Below are 26,143 nucleotides of genomic sequence, written 5' to 3' on the forward strand. Positions count from 1 at the left end.
AATTTGCCGCGCGATACTGTTGTTTAGAATGCTATTGTTTAAGTAGCGCGCGGTGCTCTTCTAAAAACACTTCTTTTGGTATTACACCACCACGGTGACGAATAACAATGTTTGCACAGCGGTTCGCCTCTTGCGCTGCTTTTACTGGGGGTTCCCCTTTTAAGCGGGCAGATAAATAACCTGCGTTAAAGGTGTCGCCGGCGGCAGTTGTATCAATAATGTTTTCTACTTTGGGTACGCTAACTCGCTGCTCGCTGTCACCTTGCACAATAATCACATCGTCTGCGCCACGCTTAAACACAAGTTCACTAATTTCTAAACTTTGGTAGCGCTTTTGAGCATCGGCGAGCAAGTCGTCGCTATCCCCCCAAAGTAAGGCTTCATCATCTAGGGTTAATAGCGCTAAATCGGTTTGCGCCAATGCTGCAATGGTAGCTTGTTGCGCGAGCTCTGGGTTTGCCCATAGGCGAGGGCGGTAGTTGCTGTCGAAAGCAACCTTGCCGCCGTTGGCTCTATAGCTGGCTAAAAAGCCGAACAGTGTAATTCGCGCCTGCTCACTAATAATGGCTAGGGTAATGCCCGAAAAATATAGCCATGGGTGCGCGCTGAGAGAGTCGAGTAGAGCAGGCGTATTGGCCGACGTAAACATTTGTTTGGCTGGGGCTTGGCCGCGCCAATAGAAAAACTCGCGTTCGCCATCTGGGGTGTTTTGAATCATATACAGCCCCGGCACCTCTCCTTTTGCTCGCTCTATGGTGTTGGTTGCCACATTCTCGTCAGAAAGGTTGGCAATAATGTTATCGCTAAAGCGATCGTCGCCTAGGCGGCTTACATATGAGGCGTCTATGCCTAAGCGCGCCAGAGTTACAACGGTATTGTAGGTGTCGCCAGCAAAGGAAAGGGTATTCATGGCTTTGCCGCTGGTGGCATCTGTTCCTGCGGGGGCTAGTTCTATCATTACTTCGCCAATGGCTGCTATTTGAGGCATAACACTATCTCGAATTGTTTGATTTGTTGTTATTGGGCTTGAGGTGCATTTTATGATTGGTCAGACCGGTTTTCAAGCGCGCAACATAAAATAACGTAAACGGTTGAAAGACTGCATAATGGCGGCTTTCAAAAGCCAAGCGGTGCAGATTGAGGGATGTTTTGCCTCTCTAGTCACAAATAGATTGACATATTTACAGGCTTTTGCAACCATAAATTGGCCTTACCTAACTGGCGTAATATATGCGTCTTGGTCAGACTGGTTTAAATGCATCTAGCTTTGTTAAAAACTGGCGTACACCTTAGGTATATACCAATATGTGTAAACAGCACATGTTGGCTAATAAATTTGTTTGCCACACTGATTGGCGGCATGCTGAAAATTACACATTTGAACGTAGTAGATTGATTATGAGCGAACTGATTTTGCACCCCGACCGCCTCTTTCCTGCCGAGGAATCTGTACGTGGCATTGCCCGCAGGTTGTACGCAGAGGTTAAAGATCTTCCTATTGTTAGCCCGCACGGTCATACCGACCCAAGTTGGTTTGCAGATAACCAGCCCTTCGATAGCGCAGCGGATTTGCTAATTAAGCCAGATCACTATGTATTCCGCATGCTGTATAGCTTGGGTGTTCCTTTGGAATCCTTAGGTGTGCCCACCGTTGATGGCACTGAAGTTGAAACCGATGGCCGCAAAATTTGGCAAACCTTTGCCAAGCATTACACCGCCTTCCGCGGCACGCCTTCGCGCATGTGGCTAGATCACGTATTTAAAGATGTGTTCGGTTTTGAAAAAGCGTTAAGCGCAGCAACGGCAGATGATTATTACGACGGCATTAACGCTGCGCTGCAAACACCAGAGTTCTTGCCGCGCGCGTTGTTTGATCGGTTTAAAATTGAATGGTTGGCCACCACCGAGTCGCCACTTAACGACTTGCGCCACCACCAAAAAATCCGTGAAAGCGGCTGGAAGGGCAACGTTATTACCGCTTACCGCCCAGACCCAGTGGTAGACCCCGACTTCGAAGGCTTTGCTTCTAACGTGGCTTACTTAGGTAAGATTACTGGCGAAGACACGTCCAACTGGGAAGGCTACCTAGCGGCTTTGCGCAACCGTCGCGAGTACTTTAAGGCGCACGGTGCAACATCCACCGACCACGGCCACCCAACAGCTGTAACCGCAGATTTGTCGCGCCCAGAAATAGAAACCTTATTCGCGAAAGCGTTAGCAGGTAAATGCAGCGCAGCGGAAGCTGAATTGTTCCGCGGTCAAATACTTACCGAAATGGCTGGCATGAGTTTAGAAGACGGCTTGGTGATGCAGATTCACCCCGGCTCATTCCGCAACCATAACCCTAAATTGTTCGCGCGCTACGGCCGTGATAAAGGGGCAGATATCCCATCTCAAACTGAGTATGTGAACGCGCTTAAGCCGTTGCTAGACAAATACGGCAACGAGCCTAACCTTACTATTATTCTGTTCACTCTGGATGAGACGGTATACAGCCGCGAGTTGGCGCCTCTTGCGGGTCATTACCCTGCATTAAAGTTGGGGCCATCTTGGTGGTTCCACGATAGCCCAGAAGGTATGCGCCGCTTCCGTGAACAGGTAACCGAAACAGCGGGTTTCTATAACACTGTAGGCTTTAACGACGATACACGCGCATTCCTGTCTATTCCAGCACGCCATGATGTGGCGCGTCGAATGGATTGCGGCTTCTTGGCCAAGCTTGTTAGCGAGCACCGTTTGCAGGAAGACGAAGCACGCGAAGTGGCTATCGACTTAACTTATAACTTGGTTAAGCAGGCCTATAAATTAGATTAATGTAAGTACTTACTATTGTTTTTTCTCTTTAAAACGGCCCTCTCTGCCCGAGCATGGGCCGTTTTTACATAGGTTAATAATTATGAAAAGAATCAATAATGACTTGCTGGCAAGTGTAGATAGCTCTGCAATTCAATTGCCGCAATACGATCGCGCAGGGGTAAAGCCTGGCATTGTTCATTTGGGTATCGGGGCTTTCCACAGAGCTCATCAGGCGTTTTACACCGAAGCTGTGTTAAACCAGTTTGGTGGCGACTGGGGCATTATTGGCTGCAGTCTTCGCTCTGCATCGGTAAAAACCCAGCTGGCAGAGCAGGATGGCTTGTACACCCTGGTAGAGCGTGGCCCAGAAGGTGAAAAGTTTCAAATAATGGGTGCAGTACAGCAGGTGGTTGTAGGGCCAGAAGACCCAGCAGCGTTAGTGGCTATTATGGCTAACCCGCAAACTCAAATTGTGTCGTTAACCGTTACTGAAAAAGGCTATTGTCACGACCCTGCTACCGGTAATTTAAACCTTAGCCACCCCGATATTCAGCACGACCTAGGCAACCTTAATGCGCCTAAATCGGCCATCGGCTACATTGTTGCTGCATTGCTTGCACGTAAAGAATCGGGCCAGTCCAGCTTTACCGTATTAAGTTGCGACAATTTACCAAACAATGGTGAGGTGTTAGAAAAAGTTGTTTTACAGTTCGCCAAGCAGGTTAGTGCGGAGCTTTGCGAGTGGGTGAGTGCTCACACTAAGTTCCCTTCTACTATGATCGACCGCATAGTGCCGGCCACTACAGATAGTGATCGCGCAGACCTCGAGGCGAAAGTGGGCTACCGCGATGAAGGCATGGTGGTGGCAGAGCCGTTTACCCAGTGGGTAATTGAAGATAAATTCTGCTCGGCGCGCCCGCAGTGGGAGCAAGTGGGTGCATTGCTGGTAGAAGATGTTACAGCGTTCGAAAAAATGAAGTTGCGTTTGCTAAACGGCAGCCACTCTATGTTGGCTTATGCCGGCTATTTGGCGGGCTTTGAAACCATTAGCGATGTAATGACAGAGCCTGCTTTTGTCGCGCTATGTAAAAAGTTTATGGATACCGAAGCTGGTCCTACAGTAAAAACGCCAGACGGTTTTGATATTGAAGATTACAAAAAGCAACTGCGCGACCGCTTTGCCAACCCTGGTTTGAAGCATCGCACTTGGCAGATTGCGATGGATGGCTCGCAGAAGATTCCTCAGCGCCTATTGGAAACCTTGCGTGAGCAGTTGGCCAGTGGCGGTAGCATAGAGGTGATAAGCCTAGCGATTGCCGCGTGGTTTAAATACGTTTCGGCTGTAGATGATGCCGGCAATGCCATAGATGTGCAGGACCCGCTGGCAGCGCGTTTAAAATCGCTGTGTGACAGTCACCCCAATACCTCCGAGCGAGTAGCAGCATTGCTGGGCGTAAAAGAAGTGTTTGGTGAAGACTTGGTAGGCTGCTCGGCTTTTGCTGCCGCTATTAGCGCATGGTTAGATGCATTTGCTAAACAGGGTGTGCTGGCAACCATCAAGCAATCCTTCTCTGCATAGTTTTTATCCTTTTGTGCACGGCTCTATGGGCCGTGCCCCCCTTCTGTTTGTGCTTCGTTGCGTTGATAAATCTCTCATTTTCTCTGTTTTAACTCCCTCAATCCCTTTTTTTCGGCGATCTGTGACATTCACGGCATAGTGACGTGGTTGGCTTATGTCTAACCATTATTAAAAATCGGCTTTACAAAATTTGTTTTCGCAAATAGACTGGTAATACCAAATTGGTAGGGCCAGAATGGTTTGTTGGTAGTACCATGTGGTGTTGGTCATTCCGTATTAACTACTGCGGTATAACTCTGGTTTAGGTTCTGGGTTAAATAAGCATAAAAAGCGGCCCAGAGTTAAAAGTACGTAAAGCAGGTAATGCACAGGCTTCGTTGTATGCGCATTCACTTGGTTCAAGTCTTAAGGCGATAAATTAAATCGGTCGGTGCGCTAACTCCTCACCACGTTGTGGCTGATTCACAGTAGCTGGAATATTCAGGCACTTGATGAATCCGTTTAGATTCCTTAGCCAATAAAACATGTTTGCGAAGCCTCCATGCGCGCTATAGCGCAGGCGGATAACAATTCGAATATTTCGGTTCTGAAAAATCAATAACAAAAGGATATTCAGAATGAGAAACACTAAACACCTACTCAATAGCGGTGCCGTATTGCTAGCTAGCAGTATTGCAACAGCTGCGATGGCGGGGCCTGTGGGCTTTGCATCGCTTAATGGTGGCACAACGGGCGGTCAAGGCGGTCAAGTTGTATACGCCAACACCGGTACACAAATTAACGAAGCCATGTGTAACCGCCCATCTCACGATACGCCGTTAATTATTTATGTATCCGGTACCATTAACCACGGCAACACCGAAAAGGTGTCGGGTAATTGCGATACAACCGGCGACGAGATTCAGTTTAAAAAAGTTAAAAACCTATCGTTAATTGGTACTGGTAACGGTGCGGTGTTTGATCAAATAGGTATTCATTTACGCGAAACCTCCAATATTATTCTGCAAAACCTTCATATTAAAAATGTTAAAAAATCGGGTTCTCCAACCTCCAATGGCGGCGATGCAATTGGAATGGAGTCTGGCGTATACAATGTGTGGGTGGATCACTGTGAGCTAGAAGCATCCGGTGGTGAAAAAGATGGTTACGATTCATTGCTAGATATGAAAGCAACCACGCAGTATGTAACCGTTTCTTACACCTATTACCACGATTCAGGCCGCGGTGGTTTAATGGGGTCGAGCGATAGTGACGATACCAACACCTACGTGACTTTCCACCACAATTACTACAAAAATATGGATTCACGCTTACCGCTTTTACGCCACGGTACTGCGCATGCCTTTAACAACTATTACGATGGCATTACCAAATCTGGTATGAACCCCCGTATAGGCGGTCAAATAAAAGCAGAAAATAACTATTTCGAAAACGCACACAACCCAATAGGTACGTTTTACACAAACGATATGGGTTACTGGGACTTAAGCGGCAATATATTTGGCAACAACGTAACGTGGGCGTCTGCGGATGATGAAACCCCTGCAGGGCCGAATCCACAATCCACAACGTCCATTCATATTTCTTACCCCTACAGCTTGGATGACGCAACGTGCGTGCCGAAGATTGTAAAAGCTACTGCGGGTGTGGGTAACGGTTTGGCTGTGTCTACCGGTGGTAGCAATTGCGGTACTTCTAGCTCTTCGTCTAGCAGCTCTTCGTCCAGCTCTACCTCGTCTACCAGTTCTACATCTAGCAGTTCTTCATCATCCAATAGTTCTTCTGGTGGCTCAGGTGTAAACCTTTCAATTGGCGCAGGTTCTGATGGTAGCAGTAAAGGTGCGGGCTCTTATGGCGATGTGCGCGATGGCAATATGAGCACCTACTGGGCACCGAGTGGCAGCACTGGTCGCGTATCTATTAAGTGGAGTTCGGCAACGACGGTAAGTAGCATTGTTATTAAAGAAGCGGCTGGCTTTGAAGGTAACATTACTGGCTGGCAAGTTGTAAACAACGAGAATGGCGCAGTATTAAAAAGCGGCTCTAACGCTGGCGTAATTTCTTTTTCTCCGGTTTCTACTACGAAGTTAAATTTCGAAATTACCTCTTCGAACGGCATGCCCACGGTTGCAGAATTTGAAACCTATAGCGGCACGGTTGGTGGTACTTCGTCATCCAGTTCTTCAAGTAGTTCGTCAAGCAGTTCTTCAAGCAGCTCAAGTTCAACGAGCAGCTCTGGTGGTTCCGCGAATCTAGGTACCTCGGTAAGTGGCGATCAGGTTTCACTTAATTGGTCTACCTCAAACATTGATGTGGGTTCGCAGCAAGTTTATCGCGATACCGATTCAAACCCATCTGGTCGTGTGCGTATCTCTGCAGGCGTTTCTGGTAATTCGTATACCGATTACGGCTTAGCTAGCGGTACTTATTACTACTGGATAAAAATTACCGATCAAAACGGTGTTGTTTACAACACAAATGCCGCAGAAGCGGTTGTAGGCAGCCAAGCGCCAACGACGTTTACTGCGCAAGAGTCTGCGGGTTTCTGCTCTGTTAACGGTTCTGTTGATTCCAATAACGCTGGCTACACTGGCGATGGTTTTGTAAATACCGATAACGCCAGTGGCAATGCAGCAGTTTATGCCTTCAATGCACCTAGTGCGGGTATGTATAGCTTGCAGGTTCGCTACGCAAACGGTTCTAGTGCACGCCCAGGTGATGTGCTGGTCAACGCTGGCAATATTGGAACATTTGATTTTTCCAGTACCGGTTCTTGGACATCTTGGGCAAACAGTAATGAGTTAAGTGCGTACTTCTCTGCGGGTAACAATACTGTTCGTATTCAAGCTACTAACTCTGGCGGCTTACCTAACTTAGATAGTGTTTCTGTAACGGGTAATGCACCAGCGGCAGGCAACTGTAATTAAGTGAATTGTAAAAATATGCACAAATAAAACATTGTTTGTAGCAGTAAAAATCCAAGGATGGGTGGAGATAAATTAGGCTCCGCCCATTTTTTTGAGTATCGCATTCATCGGGTTATGTATTACTGGAGGGTGTGAGTTGTTAGAAAGTGGAATTGTTTACCCATGATTAACCTATACACGGCGCCTATTTAAAGTAAGCAGTAATGGCGTTAGGAGATGGGATTTAAACTGCAGTCATTCCAACAATAAACTATAAAAACGGGAAGCTAATAATGAGAAATAAATTAGGCTCAATGTTAAAAATGAGCGCAGCCATTGGCGGTTTAGTTGCAGCGGGTTCCGCTGTTGCAGGCCCAGTTGGTTTCGCAAGTTTAAACGGCGGCACTACCGGCGGCGCGGGCGGGCAAGTTGTATATGCTAGCACCGGTGCTGAAATTAACCAGGCTATGTGTAATCGCGCAAGCGACGATACACCGCTAATTATTTATGTGACGGGTACCATTAACCACGGTAACACCGCCAAGTATTCTGGTAGCTGCGATACCACTGCAGATGAAATTCAGTTTAAAGGTGTAAAAAATATATCGTTGATAGGAACGGGCAGCGGTGCTGTGTTCGATCAAATCGGTATTCACCTACGCGATACCTCGAATATTATTTTGCAAAATTTGCATATTAAAAACGTTAAGAAGTCTGGTTCGCCTACTTCGAATGGCGGTGACGCTATTGGTATGGAATCTGGCGTATACAATGTGTGGGTAGACCACTGTGAGCTAGAAGCTTCAGGCGGTGAAAGTGATGGATATGATTCATTGCTAGATATGAAAGCCACCACGCAGTATGTAACGGTTTCTTACACTTACTATCACGATTCTGGTCGCGGTGGTTTAATGGGGTCTAGTGATAGCGACGATACCAATACCTTCGTCACCTTCCACCACAACTACTACGAAAATATGGATTCGCGCTTGCCGTTACTGCGTCACGGTACAGCTCATGCATTTAACAACTACTATAATGGTATTGCTAAATCTGGCATGAACCCACGTATAGGTGGGCAAATAAAAGCGGAAAACAATTACTTCGAAAATGCGCACAACCCAATTGGTACTTTTTATACAGACGATATGGGTTACTGGGACTTACGCGGCAATATATTTGGCAGTAACGTAACGTGGGCGTCTGCGGATGATGAAACCCCTGCAGGCCCGAACCCAACATCCACTACGTCTATTCATATTTCTTACCCCTATGATCTAGATGACGCTGCTTGTGTGCCTGATATTGTAAAATCCACAGCAGGTGTGGGTACTGGCCTAGCGGTTTCAGACGGAAGCTGCACCATAACAACGCCACCTTCAACGAGTTCGTCTAGCTCCAGTTCTAGCTCAACCTCGTCGACTGGTTCGAGTTCGTCTTCAAGCTCTTCCTCTTCAAGCAGCTCTAGCTCCAATGGCGGCAGCTTAGTATTAGGTAACAACCTTTCAATTGGTGCTGGCTCTGATGGTAGTAGCAAGGGAGCAGGTTCGTACGGCAATGTGCGCGATGGCGATGTAAGTAGCTATTGGGCGCCGAGTGGCAGTACTGGTCGTGTTTCAATTAAATGGAGCGGCAGCCAAACTGTTAACGCTATTGTTATTAAAGAAGCGGCAGGCTATGAAGGTAATATTAGTGGTTGGCAAGTAACTGATAACGATACCGGTGCAGTATTGGCTGCTGGCTCAAGCGTAGGCACAATTACGTTTGATGCGGTAACGACTAGCAAGATCAATTTCGAAATTACTTCTTCTAACGGTACACCAACGGTAGCGGAATTCGAAACATATAATGCTACAGGTTCTAGCTCTTCAAGCAGCTCGAGTTCTTCTAGCTCTTCATCAAGTAGCTCGTCTAGTTCTTCATCGAGCAGTTCGTCTAGTAGTTCTACAGGCGGCACCGCTACTTTAAGTACAACGGTTTCTGGCGATCAAGTAACGTTGAATTGGAGCGTAAATAATGCAACCGTAACTGGTCAGCAAATTTATCGCGATGTGGATTCAGACCCAGCTGGCCGTGTGCGCATTGCATCCGGTGTAACTGGAAATACTTACACAGATACCGGTTTGGCTAACGGAACTTATTACTACTGGGTAAAAGTAACCGATTCAAACTCAGCTACAATTAATTCCAACTACTCAGAAGCGCAAGTGAATGTTTATACAACATCTACTACAACGTTTGAAGAGGATGCGGGTTATTGCTCGGTAGACGGTTCAGTAGATAGCAATAACAGTGGCTTTGCTGGCAGTGGTTTTGCTAATACCGATAATGCTTCGGGTAATGGCGTAAACTACGCGGTAAGCGTACCCGTTGCTGGTGTGTACACGCTGCAAGTGCGTTTTGCTAATGGCTCAAGTGCACGTCCTGCTGATGTGTTAGTGAACTATGGTAACGCCGGTGTATTTGATCTGCCTAGCACAGGTTCTTGGACCAGCTGGAGCAACTCAAACGAAATTAGCGTTAACTTAGTTGCTGGCAATAATATTATTCGTTTAGAGGCTACCACGTCTGGCGGCTTGGCGAATATTGATAGCCTATCTGTAACGGGTGTAGAGCCTTCTGCAGGTGACTGTAACGGTAGTGTTGGTTCTAGCAGTTCTAGTTCTTCCAGCTCTTCTACTTCTAGCACCAGTTCATCTAGCACTAGCTCTGGTGGCAGCTCTACTAGCTCAAGCTCAACGTCTAGCTCATCTACAAGCTCTACATCTAGTAGTTCAACCAGCTCTAGCAGCACGTCTTCTACCTCAAGCTCTTCGGGCGGTGGTACGGCAAGTTGTGAGCAGTTGATTAACGATCCAAGTGTTAACTGGGATGAGTCTGCACTGGCTTCAGAGCAAGAAATTGTAGCCTGTTTGGCTCAGTCTCTAGGTAGCCCTGTTGGCTTTGGGGAAGGTACTACCGGTGGTTACGATCCAAGTGGCGGCAGCAACCTTGTTGTTATTAAAAAGAACATAGGTATTTCTGTTGAGCAACAAATTTTGGATGCTATAAGCACCGAAAACCACAACTGGATTGTGTTCGACAAAGATGATTTTGCTGCGCGCACTGCGGTAGCGATGTATCGCTTAGATTGTGACAATGCCGATGTGCGTTCAGCATTGGGTGGCGCAAGTGCTGCACAATGTCGCGATCATATAGCTTGGTGTTCTGCTAATGGTATTTCTGACGAGCATGACTGTGAAAATGAATTCTTTAACAACCGTTTAAATGATTCAGATTTGCCAATCCGCAATCAAATGATTCAGTCAAACACTACCATTGATGGTCGTGGTGCAAACGCATACTTCTTCTTTAATGGTTTCTCCATTGGTAAAGATAGCAGTGGTGCAAGCTTGTACGCAGCGCAAAATGTGATTGTAACGAATAACGAGTTTATTGGTGCCGGTCACACTGAAGATCACGATCTAGACCCAGATATGATTCGATCTACTGGCGAATCGAACAAAATTTGGATTCACCAAAACACGTTCGACCATACTGGTGATTCTGCGTTTGACGTAAAGGTGGGTGCTTACGATATAACAATATCATTCAATAAGTTGGTGAACGTGAAGCGTGCTGCGCTACATGGTTCAAGTGATAGCCGAGCAATTAACTCGCAAATCACAACCACTATGCACAACAACCTGTTCTATACTTCAGATGATCAATACGCGCTAAGTACCTACGACACTTTGCGTCGTGTACCGCTAATGCGTCGCGGTCAATCACACATGTTTAACAACGTTTTCTACGGTTACCGTAAAGATATTCTAAGCGTGCGTGTTGGCGGTCGTATCGCCTTTGAAGATAACATTATTTTGAATAAAGAAAGCAGCTCTACCCCAGGTGATGGCCTGAAGAAAGGCGACGACATGGAATACTATGTTGAAACCTTGTTGCGCGACTTCCGTGAGGGTGGGTTAGAAATTAGCGGTAGCTATGTATCGTTTGCAGATAGCGCTTGTAATTCCTATGGCGCATCGGGTGACTTAACCGCATCGCATGGTGCTACGCCAGATATGTTTGATGATTACAGCTCTGCATCTAAAAATACTATATCAGCCAATCGCTTTGTTGCTGGCGATGACTTAACTGACTATGTATTTGCTACTGCAGGTAAGGGCGGTAAAGCGCCTTATGTTTCCACCTTTACTGCTGGGCAAAATAGCCTTATTTCACAGGCTAACCCAGTTTGTCAGTAGTGGTAGTTACTAGTAGCGCGCTCTCTATAGAGGGCGTTCAATTGAAGGTTGCTCTTAGGGTTTTAATCTAAGGGTGATTAAATGAAGGGGCTGAAGTTTTCTTTAGCCCCTTTTTTCGTTTATAACATTGTGTATAAAAAGTAGGTGGGTATGGGTACAAAAATTAATTTTTTGCTATTAGGTTTTATTTTGTCTGCATGTTCATTAAGTGGCTGCGCCGACAAAATAAAGCGCAATACGCCTTTAACCGAAACGGCATTGCCGAGTAAAAAAATACTCTATGTACAAACCGAAGTATGTGACCCGCCTTCGCAATTAACGGGTAGTTGCTACAACAGCTTGCAGCGAGCTATTGACGTGGCGCACACAGTGCCGTCTGCTACCCATGTAACCATTGAAATGGCTGCGGGGCATTACCACGAACGCATTGTGCTTAGCCGTGGCAATATCGATATTGTTGGTGCAGGTAAAAATAAAACCTATGTTCAATACAACCTGAATGCCGAGCAGGGTAAAGCTTATCACCGCGACGGTTGGGGTACTCCTGGCTCAGCTACATTTACCATTAATGCCAGTGAAGTAAATGTTAGCGATTTAACTATCGAAAATACTTTCGACTTTTTAAGAAATGATTCAAAAGATAAAACCGACCCTTCAAAAGTGAGGGCATCGCAAGGCGTTGCATTATTATTGGATGAACACAGCGATAAGGTTGCGCTGTATCGAGTAGGCCTATACGGATACCAAGACACCCTATTTGCAAATGGAAAGCGTGCATTTATCTACCAATCAGATATTGCAGGCAATGTTGATTTTATTTTTGGCGCTGGCCAAGTGGTTATAGAAAATAGTCGTGTTATTTCTAGGCCGCGCGGCAAAGCCATTGCTTCCAATGAAATTGCCGGCTATATCACAGCGCCATCCACCAATATTACGGACGCCTTTGGTCTGGTTTTTATTAATAGTCGATTAGAACGTGAGCAAGGCGTGGCAGATGCGTCGGTCACCTTGGGTCGCCCTTGGCACCCTACAACCAATTTCAGCGATGGCCGATATGCCGACCCAAACGCGATTGGCCATGCGCTATTTTTTAACTGCTTTATGGATGCGCATATTCACCCCGCGAGATGGTCTAGCATGAAAGGCACCGCTAAAGACGGCAGTAAAACGCTAGTGTTTACGCCCGAGCAATCGCGTTTTTTTGAAGTTCAGTCCTTTGGCCCCAGCGGCAACGATGAAGTAACCACCTCGTATCATTCGTTAAGCGCCGACTCATTACGCGAACAAGCGCTCGGCGATTGGAATGTATCAATTAACTAACATGAAATACGTAATTAGCATTAGCGCAGTATGGAGTTCTAATGATTAAAATTTCGAAGGTAATGATATTTGCATTGGGTTGCTTGCTATCTGCGGTGCCTGTTTTTTCAGATGTGATTCGCGTGCCCGGTGATGAAAACGCAGATGAGCTGCCCGTGCAGCTACTTAAAGAAGTCGTAAGGCGTGAGCCTTCTTTGTCGTTAGCGTTCCCTTACGATGGAGCAAAGGAACGTATCGCAAAATCTCGTTTAATGGCAGATATTGAAAATAATCAATTAGATGTGTTTTGGAGTTCTACCAATATAGAGTTCGAAGACAAATATTTACCAGTACGAATTCCCATTTATCGGGGATTATTGGGCTACCGAATAGCCATTGTTAGTGCGCAAAATGAAAATATATTTGCCGGTGTAAAAAGTTTAGGTGACCTTAAAAAGTTTAAGGCCGGTCAAGGTTTGCATTGGGCCGATACTAAAATTTTGCGTCACAACGGTATAGAAGTAGTGACATCTAATAAAAGTGTTAATTTGTTTGCAATGCTGGATGGCGGGCGTTTTGACTATTTTCCGCGAGGTATTCACCAGCCTTGGCGTGAGATAAGAGCAAATAGTCAATACGATTTAGTTGTAGAGCCTCATGTGTTAATTCGTTATCCAGTGCCCAATTATCTGTTTGTAAACAAAAATAACAAAGATTTATGGCGGTTATTAACCGACGAGCTAAATAAGATGTATCAGGATGGAACCTACGTAGCGCTTTTTAAAAACAATCAAGCAATGAAAGATGCCGTCGCTATGGCAAATATTAGCCGACGGTTAGTATTGGAAATTGATAACCCCACTCTACCGCCGAATACGCCCCTGCACGTTAAACATTATTGGTTTGATCCGCTAGTAGACACGTTTTAGCCTACACAACCCCTAAAAATATTAATTGTATAAAAGAAATATAAAGACAAAGTTAGAGAGTCCCGAAATGTACACATATGTATCCGCCATAGCACTATTTATATTTTCAATTGCCTCGTCGTGTTGTGTTGCCCAAAACCCGCTCGACTTTGGCAGTAATATTAAAACCGCAGATCCGTCTGGCCATATATGGGCTGATGGCAGAATGTACCTTTACACCTCGCACGACCAAGAATGCCAAGAAGATTTTTATATGAAGGATTGGCATACCTTTTCGTCCAGCGACTTAATAAATTGGACTGCCCACGGCCCAAGTTTATCTGTAGCGGATATTACGTGGGCAGATAACTACGCATGGGCGCCCGACGCGGCCTATAAAAATGGGAAGTACTATTTGTTCTTTCCGGCGGGAACCGGTGTTAAAGATAGAGTAAACCCCGAAAAAAGCACTAAGTGGATGGGCATTGGTGTTGCAGTAAGCGATAGCCCTACAGGCCCCTTTAAAGATGCGATTGGCGCCCCCTTGTGGACCGACCCCTATGCCAACGACCCAAGTATTTTTATAGATGATGACGGCAAGGGCTACTTATATTTTCACGGTAAAGGTGCAGACTACCTAGTAGCCGAAATGGCAGACGATTTACTGAGTGTAAAAGGTGAGTTTCACAAAATGGATATGGGCGGTTACGAGCCAAAAATGGAGGGCCCTTGGGTTTTTAAGCGCGAGGGAATGTATTACTTTACCATGCCAGAAAACAATCGTTCACTTGCTTACTATATGGCGAAATCTCCCTTTGGGCCGTGGGAATACAAGGGCATTTTTATGCAAGAAGAAGGCGGTAACAACCACCATTCTATTGTGCAATTTAAAGGCAAGTGGATATTGTTTTATCACCGCTGGTTAATGGGCGAAGGCGAGTGTAAAAAGAAGCAACGCCACACCGCAGCGGAATACCTTCACTTTAATGCCGACGGCACAATTAAAGAAGTAAAAAGAACGCGCGAGGGGTTAACTAAGTAGCAAGGACTATTTAAGAAGGACTATTTAAGAAGGACTATTTAATAAGGACTATGTAGGAAGGGGAATAACCGCTCGGGAGAGCCCCGAGCGGAACATTTTATTTGGCTAATTTGCGGAACAGGCCCAAAGCAATAAAGCCAATAGCAAACAACAGTACGCTGCCAGGCTCTGGCACGTTAGCTACAGACGCTAGGTTTGCAGCGTATTTAAAGTTGTCTAGCATAATTACGTCGGCTGTTGTGGCGGTAAACACGGCCGAAGTAATGCGGTATTCACTCTCTGAAACACCAAAAAAGTCGGTATATACTCGGCGCACATGGTTAGCATTAACACTACCCAGTGAATTGTTGTTTTCGCCAAATAATTCTACAACCCATTGTGTATCTCTTGCGGCCCAAGTAAAGCCGAAGGTATCGATCGCAACATTAAAATCTACCCTAAAACTTGTTGTAGTGCTTGGGCTATTTAAGTATTCGCTTTGCAAATTAAAAGCAAAACCAGAGGCAGAGAATTGATCGTTAATGCTTAAGGACGTGCCGGTTAAAACACTAAACGTAATATCGCCATTATTGAACGAGCGCGAGCTGAATGAGCCTTTGCTTTCGCCGTCAAAGCTTAAGGTGGTGGCGCCGTTAAATAGTGAGCTGTTTGCATCTAATACAGTAGTGGGAATTGCCAAAGCTTGGCTGGCTACTGCAAGTAGCAAACAAGTGGTAAGTGCTTTAGTAAATCGAGTAAACATGCTGTTTCCTTTAATCACAGGGTAATTCCATGTACAAAAGTGTTGTATCCGATGAATTAATAGCGAATAGCGTGCCAAAGTTTAAAAAAGCAATAAAAACAATGGGTTAGATTTATAGTGTGGCGCTTAAAGCTGCTTGTTTGTAAGCTTTTTCGACAAGAGGGATGTCAAAGCTTTGGCGGGAAAGAGCGGTTGGCTCGTGTAGGGTGTTGTCAGCCAGCAAAGTGGTAATTAGCTGGCTGACAGGGCACAGAGAGGGCAGGGTAGAATGTTTAGGGCCGATTAAAATTGCCCAAGGCTGTTTAAGTACACTTCGATGTTTGTGTAGTTAGGGTCTAACTCGTGCCCGACTGGGTTTGATATTTTTTGTGCGTTTTCCCATGCGTCAGGCATACCGTCTAAGTCTTTATCCGCGAGAGTATTCGCTTGCGCCGCAGCGAATTCTGCACTGTAGGCATCCCAGCTTTCAATAATTTCAAGCTCGTTATTAATTATGCCTTTATTGCCAAATTTGGCGGTGCGGTTTTCTATGTCGTTTAGTATGCCTGTATCTACGCTGTCCAGCGCGCTAGCGTTTGGTTGGCTGGCGGCTCGGTTGGCGCCTACTTCTCGTTTTTCTATTAATAGTTTGTAGCTGTCTTCGGCTGTGTGAATGTTTGCGTAAGCGCTGTTTGCTGCAAAGAAGTGTGCTTGATCTGCACCAACGGGCGCAGCCAAATAAATTGCGTCAGTAAGGTTTTTAGGCGCTTTCTTGTAGCCCTTTATTTCGGTTCGTGGTGCGATGTTTTTACCATTACTGTCAATGAGTTGGTTGGCGGTAAAGTAACCTTGGCCAAACTGTTCATCGTTACTGTTTTTATAAAATTGAAAAATGCGTTTAGCACTTGTTGCTGGGCCTGCAATGTAATAATTGGCAATAAAATTAAAACGCCCATCTTCACTGCCGTAGGCGCTGTTATCGCCCCAGTTGTATACCACGTTATTAATTATGTCGGTAAGTTCAAAGTGGCGCGCATAGGGTGCTTTAAGCCGGTGGCCTGCAATACGTGGGTTGCGGCTAGTATTATGTGCAATAACATTGTGGTGAAACGAAGCCCCAGCGCCGCCCCAAATGCCACCATAACCGTGGTTGCCCTTTACATGGCTCGCTTGGTTAAGGCTTTGCGCAATAATGGAGTATTGCAGGGTAAAATTAATGTTGTTGTAAAAGCTTGCTACTTCGTCGATGGACCAACTAAACGAACAGTGATCAAAAATAATATCGCGCTCTTTTTTACCGGTGGCTGCATCTTCGTTTTTTTCGGTAGCGCCTAATCTAAAGCGCATATAACGCACAATAACTTGTGAGGCTTGCACAATAAAAGGTTCGCCTCGCAAGGCAATACCTTTTGGCGATGTTTGCCCTGCGATGGTTATAAAATCATTACGCACTACGAGTTTATCTTGTAGGTGGATTACGCCAGAAACTGCGAAAGTAATAATACGCGGGCCTTCTTGCTCTACGGCATAGCGCAGAGTACCCGGCTGCGGTTTGTTTACATTGTCTTCTAGCGACGTAACTACATACACTTGGCCTCCGCGCCCACCAACGGTGTACTTACCGTAACCATCGGCTTCAGGGAAAGCCAAAACCGCGCCGGCATAGGTGGAACTTGTGCCGCACGCGACAGCCAATAAAAGACAATATACAAACAAACGCAGCATGGTTTTACTCTTCGTTAGAGGGTTTGCCAATGGTGGCGAGAATACCGCCATCTACATACACGATTTGGCCGGTAACAAAATTACTGGCGTTAGATGCTAAAAACACTGTTGTGCCTTGTAAGTCATCGGGGTCGCCCCAGCGGCCAGCGGGTGTACGGTTAACAATAAACTCGTTAAATGGGTTGCCATCCACGCGAATTGGGGCGGTTTGGCTTGTTGCAAAATAACCTGGCCCAATACCGTTTACCTGCACATTGTGCTTCGCCCATTCGGTAGCCATATTACGCGTAAGCATTTTTAACCCGCCTTTGGCTGCGGCGTATGCGCCTACCGAGTTACGGCCTAGCTCACTCATCATGGAACACACGTTAATAATTTTACCCTGACGACGTTTAACCATGCGTTGGGCGACGGGCTTAGTCATAATGAACACGCCGGTTAAGTCGGTTCTAATAACGTTTTCCCATTCGTCTAGAGGCATTTCTAGCAAGGGGATGCGGCGAATAATACCGGCATTATTTACCAGAATATCGATGGGGCCCACTTCGCTTTCTATTTTTTCTACGGCGGCTTCCGCTTCGTTTTCGCTGGTTACATCAAAGCGGTAACCGTATGCGTTAATGCCTTGTTCTTTATAAAGCTCTACCGCTTTATCAATTTTTTCTTGGCTGGAATGGCCATTAATAACCAGCGTGGCGCCGGCTTTACCTAAGCCAACAGCCATAGACATGCCCAACCCGTGGGTTGCACCAGTTACAAGGGCAACCTTGCCGGTTAAATCGAATAGTTGAGTACTCATAGTTTTACCTTCTCAATTATTTCAGTTGGTTGGGTTTATGGAAGTCCATATCGTTATAGTCGAGGTTTTCCCCGGCCATACCCCAAATAAAGGTGTAATTTGCTGTACCCACACCAGAATGCAGTGACCACGGTGGCGATACCACCGCTTGCTCGTTGTGCATCCAAATATGGCGAGTTTCATGGGCTGGGCCCATAAAGTGACAGACTGCTTGATCTGTAGGTACATTAAAATAGAAGTAAGCTTCCATACGGCGACTGTGCGTATGGCAGGGCATGGTGTTCCAAATGCTACCTGGTTTTAGTTCTGTCATGCCCATTTGCAGCTGACAGGTTTGTACGACGCTACTAATAAGCAGTTGATTAATTTGGCGTTCGTTACAGGTTTCTGATGCGCCCATTTGCAATACATTAGCTTCGCTCATGCCTACTTTTTTAGTGGGGTAAGCGTGATGTGCCGGGGTTGAGTTAATGTAAAACTTGGCAGGGTTGGCGGCATCTGCACTTTTAAAGCTTACAGTTTTGGTTGTAGCACCAATGTAAATAGCTTCTTTGTTACCTATGCTGTAGGTTTCGCCATCGACAATCACTTGGCCTGCGCCACCAATATTTATTGCGCCTAGTTCGCGTCTATCTAAAAAGTGTTCGGCTTTTAGCAGGTCTACGGGTTCTAGTGTTACTTCTTGGTTAACGGGCATTACGCCGCCCACCATTAAGCGGTCGTAGTGGGTGTAGGTAAGTTGCACAGTGTCCGCTTCAAAAATATTTTCTATTAGAAAATGTTTACGCAGTTTTTCTGTGTCGTAGTGTTTGTAGTCGTCGCTGTGTACAGCAAAGCGTTCGCTAATATGTGTTGTCATAGTGTTATCGCTAGTGTATTTACTTGTTAGAGAGTAAGCGGTGCATTTCTAAGCCCGCCAATATAAAAGAGAAGCTGCTTTTAGGGTCGTTCTCTGCAACGCGCTCACTCATGTAATAGTTGTAGCTGCCATCGCGGCCAAAGCCTAAGCCGGCAACGTAGCATTGGTTGGTGACTGATATTTTTCCGTCTTTATGCACTACTACGAATTCGTTAATCAAACCGTCGTAGGCTTTTTGCGCGGTGGCTAAGTAATCTTTGGGTAAGTAACCTTTGCGAATTGCTTTAGCATAAAAATAGGTAAACATTGCCGAGGCAGAGGCTTCCCTGTAGTTGCCGGGCGCATTGGGTTTATCCATTACTTGCCACCAAGTGCCTGTTGCTGGGTCTTGCACATTTTGCAGGTCTACAGCGACTTCTTTAATGATGTCCAGAATAGGTTGGCGTAATTCCGGTTGATCTTCTGGAATAAAATCTAATACATCTAAAGTGGCCATGGCGAACCAGCCCATGCCGCGACCCCAAAATTCTGGTGATAAACCGGTTTCTGGGTTTGCCCAAACTTGTTGTTTTTTCTCGTCCCAGCCGTGGTAATAGAGGCCTGTTTTCTCGTCGCGTAGGTATTTGCGCGAGAGTTCAAATTCTTTAACCACTTCTTCTAGCGCTTCGCCGTGCTCAAACTTGGTTGTGTACTCGGCTAAAAAAGGCATTCCCATAAAAACGCCATCTAGCCACAGCTGTGAGTCGTATTTCTTTTTGTGCCAAAAAGCGCCTTCGCTGGTGCGAGGTTGGGTGGCGAGTTGGCTACGCAATAAATCTGCTGCTAGCTTAAACTTTTCTTCTTTGGTGTCGTCATATAAATACAACACGCTTACGCCTGGCGACACGGCATCTATGTTGTAGTTGCTAAGCTTGTAGCGCTTTATCGATCCGTCATCATTTATGTAAGTTGCCGTTACCTTGTGGGGCACAGTTCGATGGCGCTCTTCACCGGTAACTTCACTTAGCTGTGCATACGCCATAGGCAGAATACCTACAATATCGTATTCAAATTTAGGGGGGCGCTGACGGTTTACATCCCAGCCATCGTGTTCGTAACCAAGCGTTTTACGCTCCAGTTCAGAATCGGCAAATTGTACTGCCCATGCCAGAGCGGCATCTGCTGTGTTAGTTGCTGGCTTGTGTTTTTGTGAGTAGGCTGTATCTAGGTTTACGCGTGTTTTTTGCGTAAGCATTTCTGCTTCTTGCTCTAGGTACTCAATAAAAGCTTCTTTAGTTTTAATGCCCGCGCCGTGCTCGCCTTCCCATGCTGCAGCAAAGTAGTAATCTAGGTCGCCGCGAATGGGTTCTAGCACTGCAATATACGAGCTTTTATCTTGCGTGGTTTTGTTTAGGTCTTTGTTGCGGAAGAATACCGCCATGCCCAAGTGATCGCCGTTAAGGCTTTGTTTGCCCCAGCTGGCAATATAAGAATAGGCGTCGCCGGGTATATCGATGTTGCCTAGAATTAATTCTGTTTCTTTATGTTTTACTACGCCCACAGCAATGTTGGGTAAGTTTTCACTAAGGGTTAATTCTGTTTTAACTAAACGACTGCCAGCATTCATAGAAAATAGCGCGTGCAAATCGGTTTGCGTGTTATTAATTTTCCAATTTTTGTAATCGATACTAAGTGCGGAACGCAGTGGTCCATTTTCGATTATTTTCGCCGTGCGGCTATCTGCTTTGGCAACTAGCTCTACGCTTTCGCCATTCCAAAAGCCATAACCACCTGCACCTAATGAGCTGCCAACTTTGAGTATATCCATACCCCAGTCAGCTAAATGATGGTAAGACTCGTATCCGTCTTGCCCCACATTTTGTAGAACCGGTGTGCTTACTGATTTACCGAAAATATCAAATCCATTACGCCAATCTAAATAAATACGGTAACCGACTTTATCGGATTCTATGCCTGGGCCTTCGTAGCGAATCCAGTTAGAGTGATCGGTGTAATAGTCGGGAGGGGTTAGCTCGGTTACGTTTACAAAGGTTCCACCTTCGTAGGCTTTGGCGCCTTCAACTTTTGGGTGCGGTACCCACTCGCCACCTTGTTTGTGGGATATTTCTGCTTGAGTGAGTGCAGGCCATTGTTTTTCACTTTTAGTATTTGAAAGCACGAGTGTGCCGCGTTGTGCAGGAGCAAGCTCTACCGCTACTTGAACGCTATCTTTGCTGCCGTCGCCATCGGTGTCGACGTGCTGGGTGGCTACCTCTGCACCTTCGAATGTGGCGCTAACAGGCGTATTTGCTTCTATTGCTAAATCGTAATAGCTAAATACAAGCGCATTGTTAATTCGTGGAAACTGCGAAGGATTGGCAAGTTCTGCCGTTGCGATTGTGCTGTTTACAACAGGGGTTGCAGATTGCACTGAAGGTTTTGCTTCGTCATTTTTGCTACAACCGGCACCAATGAGAGAGGTTAAAAGTATGCCGGAAAGGCCAAGAGTAAACGTTCGCTTCATTACGACCACCTGATTTTCAATTTATAATTTTCACACGTTAAATAGAATTTGTATGAATTAGTATGGCTTCAATACAAAAATGGCGCCAGAACAAGCTGGCGCCACTCGAAGAGTTAATACAAAGTCTTAATTAGAATTTGTATTGCGCGCCTAATGAGACCTGAGTGCCAGTCTCGTGGTAGTAAGACAAACGCAAATCTTCACGGTCAACCCATTGGTCATCACCTTGGTTGGTTAAATTGCTAATGTCGAAATTGAACTTCAGGTTGTCGTTAAATTGGTACGACGAAGAGAAGTCAACATTGCTGGTACCATAGGTGCCGTGTTGATTGTTTGAGTCTCGGCCACGCGGGTCAGTGAGGTAATCGCTGCGATCTACTAGGGCGATACGTGCACTAAATACATCGTTTTCGTAGTAAAGAGTGGCGGATTTAGTCACTTCTGATAGGTTTTGCAGGTTGGCAACTACGTCTACTGCACCAAATTCATTTAAGTAGGCTAGTTCGGTTTTTACGTAGGTGTAGTTGGCAATATAACCAACATTGGCCCATGCATCGCCGAATGCGCCGAAGTCACCTTGCAGCTGCCATTCGAAGCCGTGTAGATCACCGCCTGGGCCATTCAATGGAACTGAGCGGTCGAATACTGCGTTCACGTTGCAAGACTCTGGGTTTTGAGCAGCGTTCTCACATTGTGCAGCTACTTCGCTAGCGGGAATGCCCAGCTCAGCTGGGGTTTTCTGGTCGCGTAGACGTTGTATATGGCTACCAATTTCCTTCTTAAACACGGTCATAGACATTGCTGAAGTATCGGTTATATACAATTCGATACCGGCATCGTAGCTTGTCGCTTTAGTTGGCTCTAGGAACGGGTTGCCACCGGTGATGGTGTAAGAGCTACCATTTACGCTCACACCTTGGTCTGCACGTAGTGAGCTTAAGCCACCGCGAGTTATACCTTCAGAAACGCTAAAGCGGAATACTACATCTTCCATCGGCTCCAAGCGTAGGTTCAAGGCTGGCAAGATATCATCGTACGAATGCTCAACCCACTCTTGGACGTCGTTGCCTTCGCTATTCTCAAACCAACCGGTGGAGGCTTGGTCGGTGCTGAAAAAACGGAAGCCAAAGTTGCCTGAAAGTGGCATTTCGCCTAATTGAGTATTGAAGTCCACTTGAGTAAACAGAGAGGTGGTGTCTTCTTCGACAGCATAGATATCATTGGTGCGTGGACTCAAAGCAAAATCACCCGAGTTGGACAAAATGCCCGCATCGATAAATTTGTCTAAGTCTGGCACTAGCCAAGCTCGGCCATCGCCTAAACCTGAATCGTATTCGTACATGTTGCCAGCAATAGTTAGGCCTTTCGCGCCTTCGTTAGTTGCGTAACGCGATTGATAAGTGTCGAATTTGAACGACTTCGAGGTAACACCTGCTTTCAGCGTTACGGAATCGTTAAAGTCAAACTCTAGATCTGCCGTCAGGTTAGTGAATTCGTTGTTAGTACCCTGTGGGCGCTGACGAATACCGGATAAGGTGTAGCTTGATTCATCATAAGCGTCTTCACCCCAAGTTAGTAGGGTATCAGCGCTATCACCGCGGTAATCCCAAGTCATACCTACACCATTGGCGCGGGCAATAATGGTGGTTTGGACCGGGTTGCTGAACTCGGATGAAGAGTTACCTAACAAAACGTTCATGCGTAAACGGTCGGTAAACTCGTGAGTAGCCGACAAGGTGACTTGTTGGAACTCGGTGGTTAATTCGTCGAAGCGGTTTTCAACTTGAGCATTAGCGTTAGAAATTGCTGCGTATACGATTGTTTGACCGTCTATTTCGTAATCAGTGAAATTGTAATCGTCGTAATCGGCTGTTGAGTTACCGATACCTTGCATGAAGATCTCATTGCGCGTGGCGTCGTGCTTAGAGTACAGCACATCCAAGACTATATCGGTTGCATCTGTAGGTAGCCATTGGAAAGTGGCAGCGACACCGGTGCGCGTAATTTCGTGTGTGTATGAATCGTAGCGAGGAATACGTGGATGGAACAAGCGACGGTCTTCTTCAGTTTCTTCTAATCTTGCAAGTTCAGGAGAAAGAGTTGGGTCGGTGATTCCGCGATATGAGCCTACGTCTGGGTAGGTAGCCCAGCGAACGGTAGAGTTGCCTTCATCGGTAATGTTGCGGTCAGCGTAAGATACAGACAGCAAAGCACCAAAAGTATCACTAAACTGTTTGCTTACCATTACAGCAATTTTCGGGTCTACTTTTTCCGACTTGTCATTGTAGTTTAGATTGCCACCTACAGACAGAACGAAATCGTCAAGCTCCATTGGGCGAGCAGTTTTAAGGTCTACTGTCGCACCTAGTGAACCTTCTTCAATTTCAGCAGAGTTGGTTTTGCTTACAATCAAGTTGCTAAAAAGGTCAGAAGAGAATGTGTTGAAGTCGAAACCACGGCCGCGGTTATTACCACCAATGGCATCTGTACCGCCAGTAGATGACATAGACTCCATGCCGTTAATACGAATGCGAGTATAGTCAGGACCAAGACCGCGAACTGTAATTTGTTGACCTTCACCGCCAGCGCGAGATATGGCAACACCAGGGATACGCTGTAAAGATTCTGCTAAGTTGTTATCTGGAAAGTCCGCAATATCTTCAGCGTATATTGCATCAACTACGCCAACAGAATCGCGCTTAGTATTTAAAGAGCTTTGCAAACTGCCTCTAAAGCCAGTAACAACCACTTCTTCTAATGTGTTTTCAGCACTTGCTTCCTGAGCATAGCCTTGGCCTGCTGCAGTTAACGCAATTGCTGCTACTAAAGGTTTTATGTAGAACTTCTTCATTATTATTCCCCACGTTCTTGTTCAAAGACAGAGTTCATTTTTATAAGTGAACCAATTTAATTTATTGGTGTAACGGCATACTCGCACATTATGGTAGGCCAATCAATAGAATTGGAATACCAAATTAGTCTATCCAATACGGTTTTTTGGCAGACTGGTTTGGTTTGGTAGTAATTGTCTGATTTATAGGTGCAGCGCTGTATAAAACCCGTGTGCGGGTTTTATGTAGGCTCTTGGAAATATTAGACGGTATTTCATGGCGCGCCAGTTGATGGCGCGCCATGATGCATTTAGGCGTGATCGAATTGCTGAGTGTTACACTGTAAGCAAGCGCTTACTGCTTTAGCTAGATGTTAAACGCTTTGCCGTTGACTTGGACGTTGTCGATAACTAACCCTGTGGTATGTTCAATTACGCCTGGGTTGTCACCACGCACAAAGGTGCTGTCGATTATCCTAAAGTTTTGAATGGGGGCGCGCTCAAAACCGCGGATGTTAAACACTTGTAAGGCGTGCTGGCAGACCAAATTGCGTATTTCTACATTGCGCACGGTGGGGTCAAATTTACCCGCATCGCCTTCTTCGTATTGGAAGTTAATAACAATGGCTTGTTGTACTTCGCCTATGGTGCAGTTGCGCACATAGATGTTCTCTAGCAGTCCGCCGCGCACAGAGTTGGTTTTAATGCGAATGCCTTTCTCTAAATCGGGGCTGCTCATTACGTTATTTTCGGCAAACACATTGCGCACGCCGCCAGAAATTTCTGAGCCTATAACTACGCCACCGTGACCCGCTTCCATTTTACAGTTGCGAATAATCACGTTCTCGGTAGGTGTGGCAAGCCTGCGGCCATCGTTGTTGCGGCCAGATTTAATAGCGATACAGTCGTCACCGGTATTAAAAAAGCAGTTTTCGATAACTACATTCTTACAGCTTTCAGGATCGCAGCCATCCGAGTTGGGGCCTAGGCTTTCTAGGTGAACACCGCGTACAGTGACGTTTTGTGAAAGGGTGGGGTGTAGCAACCAGAAGGGAGCGTTGATAATAGTTATGTCTTCTATCAGCACGTTTTCGCACTTGTAGGGTTGCACAAACGAGGGGCGCAGGTAGTGGCCGTCTGCATACACGCGCTCTCTAACGGGGTCGCCAGCTTCTGCTTGGGCAAATAGTTGGTTGCGGCTTTCCTTTTGGCTTGGGTAGCCCTCTACGCCCCATTCTTTGTTGCCTTTCCATGCCCACCAGTGCGTTGGGTCGGCTTGACCGTCGAGGGTGCCTTTACCGGTAATGGCTATGTTGGTTTTGCCGTAGGCGTATATAAGGGGTGAGTAGCCCATGCACTCCATGCCTTCCCAGCGAGTGAAAACCGCAGGCAGGTAATATTTGGGGTCGGTAAAAAAGGCGATGGTAGCGCCTTCGCTAATATGAAGGTTAACGTTCGACTCTAAGTGGATGGCGCCTGTCTCAAATCGTCCTGCGGGTACTACCACCTTGCCGCCACCTGCTTTGCTGCATGCTGCAATCGCTTTTTTGAAGGCGAGGGTGTTGTCGCTCCCTTCTTTGCCGCCGAATTCGAGTAAATTAAATTCTTTGTTTGGGAATGTGGGGATGGTGGTGTTGTCCGCTATGTTTTGTGCAAAAGCCCATGGGTCTTGCTCTAGTGTGGGTAGGCTGGTGGTGCAGCCGGCTAGGCAAGTTAGGCCTAAGCCTTTGAGTGTTGTGCGGCGTGAAATTTTATACATGTTATTACCTCAAGCTAGATCGTCTTATTTTATCTATAGCTTAGGGTAGTTTATTTTTACTCGCTTGGTAAGACCAAATATTAATATTGGTCATTCATTTTGGTTTGTTTGAATACGTTTTTTAGGCGAAAAAAAGCCGGCATGCGAGATGTCGGCCTTTTAATGTAGTGTTT

At 46.1% G+C, this 26,143-nt stretch carries 15 protein-coding genes; 7 read left to right on the plus strand and 8 right to left on the minus strand.

Annotated elements, in window-relative coordinates; all coding sequences use genetic code 11:
• Window positions 1-31 precede the first annotated feature (31 nt).
• Window positions 32-988 (minus strand): sugar kinase, encoded by a 957-nt coding sequence (locus SDE_RS04960; protein ID WP_011467421.1) that lies wholly within the window; start codon window positions 986-988, stop codon window positions 32-34.
• 410 nt (window positions 989-1,398) lie between these two features.
• Here SDE_RS04960 and uxaC point away from each other — a divergent pair, with 410 nt between their 5' ends.
• From uxaC to SDE_RS04995, 7 genes are all read left to right on the plus strand, one after another.
• Window positions 1,399-2,814: a glucuronate isomerase gene (uxaC, locus tag SDE_RS04965; RefSeq protein ID WP_011467422.1), complete on the plus strand. Its 1,416-nt coding sequence runs from the start codon at window positions 1,399-1,401 to the stop codon at window positions 2,812-2,814.
• A gap of 82 nt (window positions 2,815-2,896) precedes the next feature.
• Entirely contained in the window at window positions 2,897-4,375 is a 1,479-nt protein-coding gene (locus SDE_RS04970) for a mannitol dehydrogenase family protein (RefSeq protein ID WP_011467423.1), read from the plus strand.
• A gap of 617 nt (window positions 4,376-4,992) precedes the next feature.
• Window positions 4,993-7,302 (plus strand): CBM35 domain-containing protein, encoded by a 2,310-nt coding sequence (locus SDE_RS04975; RefSeq protein ID WP_011467424.1) that lies wholly within the window; start codon window positions 4,993-4,995, stop codon window positions 7,300-7,302.
• Between the two features lie 272 nt (window positions 7,303-7,574).
• Entirely contained in the window at window positions 7,575-11,525 is a 3,951-nt protein-coding gene (locus SDE_RS21165; RefSeq protein ID WP_011467425.1) for a CBM35 domain-containing protein, read from the plus strand.
• 150 nt (window positions 11,526-11,675) lie between these two features.
• The gene (locus SDE_RS04985) at window positions 11,676-12,845 is read left to right on the plus strand and encodes a pectinesterase family protein (protein WP_011467426.1); all 1,170 of its coding nucleotides are present in this window, start codon (window positions 11,676-11,678) and stop codon (window positions 12,843-12,845) included.
• Window positions 12,846-12,886: 41 nt separating this feature from the next.
• Window positions 12,887-13,753, plus strand: coding sequence for an ABC transporter substrate-binding protein (locus SDE_RS04990; RefSeq protein ID WP_011467427.1), 867 nt, complete (start codon window positions 12,887-12,889; stop codon window positions 13,751-13,753).
• Window positions 13,754-13,820: 67 nt separating this feature from the next.
• Window positions 13,821-14,774, plus strand: a complete 954-nt coding sequence (locus SDE_RS04995; protein ID WP_011467428.1) for a family 43 glycosylhydrolase — start codon at window positions 13,821-13,823, stop codon at window positions 14,772-14,774.
• A gap of 97 nt (window positions 14,775-14,871) precedes the next feature.
• On the opposite strand, the gene SDE_RS05000 is transcribed toward SDE_RS04995, so the two are convergent.
• From SDE_RS05000 to SDE_RS05030, 7 genes are all read right to left on the minus strand, one after another.
• Window positions 14,872-15,516 (minus strand): PEP-CTERM sorting domain-containing protein, encoded by a 645-nt coding sequence (locus SDE_RS05000; protein ID WP_011467429.1) that lies wholly within the window; start codon window positions 15,514-15,516, stop codon window positions 14,872-14,874.
• Between the two features lie 282 nt (window positions 15,517-15,798).
• Window positions 15,799-17,220 carry a pectate lyase family protein gene (locus SDE_RS05005; protein WP_011467430.1) on the minus strand — a complete coding sequence of 474 codons (1,422 nt, stop codon included), beginning with the start codon at window positions 17,218-17,220 and terminating at the stop codon, window positions 15,799-15,801.
• A 4-nt stretch (window positions 17,221-17,224) separates the two neighbouring features.
• Window positions 17,225-18,019, minus strand: a complete 795-nt coding sequence (locus tag SDE_RS05010) for a gluconate 5-dehydrogenase (RefSeq protein WP_011467431.1) — start codon at window positions 18,017-18,019, stop codon at window positions 17,225-17,227.
• Window positions 18,020-18,035: 16 nt separating this feature from the next.
• Entirely contained in the window at window positions 18,036-18,878 is an 843-nt protein-coding gene (gene kduI / locus SDE_RS05015) for a 5-dehydro-4-deoxy-D-glucuronate isomerase (protein ID WP_011467432.1), read from the minus strand.
• Window positions 18,879-18,897: 19 nt separating this feature from the next.
• The gene (locus SDE_RS05020) at window positions 18,898-21,381 is read right to left on the minus strand and encodes a glycoside hydrolase family 88 protein (RefSeq protein WP_011467433.1); all 2,484 of its coding nucleotides are present in this window, start codon (window positions 21,379-21,381) and stop codon (window positions 18,898-18,900) included.
• 130 nt (window positions 21,382-21,511) lie between these two features.
• Window positions 21,512-24,232 (minus strand): TonB-dependent receptor, encoded by a 2,721-nt coding sequence (locus SDE_RS05025; RefSeq protein WP_011467434.1) that lies wholly within the window; start codon window positions 24,230-24,232, stop codon window positions 21,512-21,514.
• Between the two features lie 346 nt (window positions 24,233-24,578).
• Window positions 24,579-25,970 (minus strand): glycoside hydrolase family 28 protein, encoded by a 1,392-nt coding sequence (locus tag SDE_RS05030; protein ID WP_011467435.1) that lies wholly within the window; start codon window positions 25,968-25,970, stop codon window positions 24,579-24,581.
• Window positions 25,971-26,143: the final 173 nt, after the last annotated feature.

It is taken from the genome of Saccharophagus degradans 2-40 (assembly GCF_000013665.1).
Lineage (GTDB): Bacteria > Pseudomonadota > Gammaproteobacteria > Pseudomonadales > Cellvibrionaceae > Saccharophagus > Saccharophagus degradans.

Coding starts and splice junctions, on each gene's coding strand:
- SDE_RS04960 (WP_011467421.1), bottom strand. CDS start 988: ATGCCTCAAATAGCAGCCATTGGCGAAGTAATGATAGAACTAGCCCCC.
- uxaC (WP_011467422.1), top strand. CDS start 1,399: ATGAGCGAACTGATTTTGCACCCCGACCGCCTCTTTCCTGCCGAGGAA.
- SDE_RS04970 (WP_011467423.1), top strand. CDS start 2,897: ATGAAAAGAATCAATAATGACTTGCTGGCAAGTGTAGATAGCTCTGCA.
- SDE_RS04975 (WP_011467424.1), top strand. CDS start 4,993: ATGAGAAACACTAAACACCTACTCAATAGCGGTGCCGTATTGCTAGCT.
- SDE_RS21165 (WP_011467425.1), top strand. CDS start 7,575: ATGAGAAATAAATTAGGCTCAATGTTAAAAATGAGCGCAGCCATTGGC.
- SDE_RS04985 (WP_011467426.1), top strand. CDS start 11,676: ATGGGTACAAAAATTAATTTTTTGCTATTAGGTTTTATTTTGTCTGCA.
- SDE_RS04990 (WP_011467427.1), top strand. CDS start 12,887: ATGATTAAAATTTCGAAGGTAATGATATTTGCATTGGGTTGCTTGCTA.
- SDE_RS04995 (WP_011467428.1), top strand. CDS start 13,821: ATGTACACATATGTATCCGCCATAGCACTATTTATATTTTCAATTGCC.
- SDE_RS05000 (WP_011467429.1), bottom strand. CDS start 15,516: ATGTTTACTCGATTTACTAAAGCACTTACCACTTGTTTGCTACTTGCA.
- SDE_RS05005 (WP_011467430.1), bottom strand. CDS start 17,220: ATGCTGCGTTTGTTTGTATATTGTCTTTTATTGGCTGTCGCGTGCGGC.
- SDE_RS05010 (WP_011467431.1), bottom strand. CDS start 18,019: ATGAGTACTCAACTATTCGATTTAACCGGCAAGGTTGCCCTTGTAACT.
- kduI (WP_011467432.1), bottom strand. CDS start 18,878: ATGACAACACATATTAGCGAACGCTTTGCTGTACACAGCGACGACTAC.
- SDE_RS05020 (WP_011467433.1), bottom strand. CDS start 21,381: ATGAAGCGAACGTTTACTCTTGGCCTTTCCGGCATACTTTTAACCTCT.
- SDE_RS05025 (WP_011467434.1), bottom strand. CDS start 24,232: ATGAAGAAGTTCTACATAAAACCTTTAGTAGCAGCAATTGCGTTAACT.
- SDE_RS05030 (WP_011467435.1), bottom strand. CDS start 25,970: ATGTATAAAATTTCACGCCGCACAACACTCAAAGGCTTAGGCCTAACT.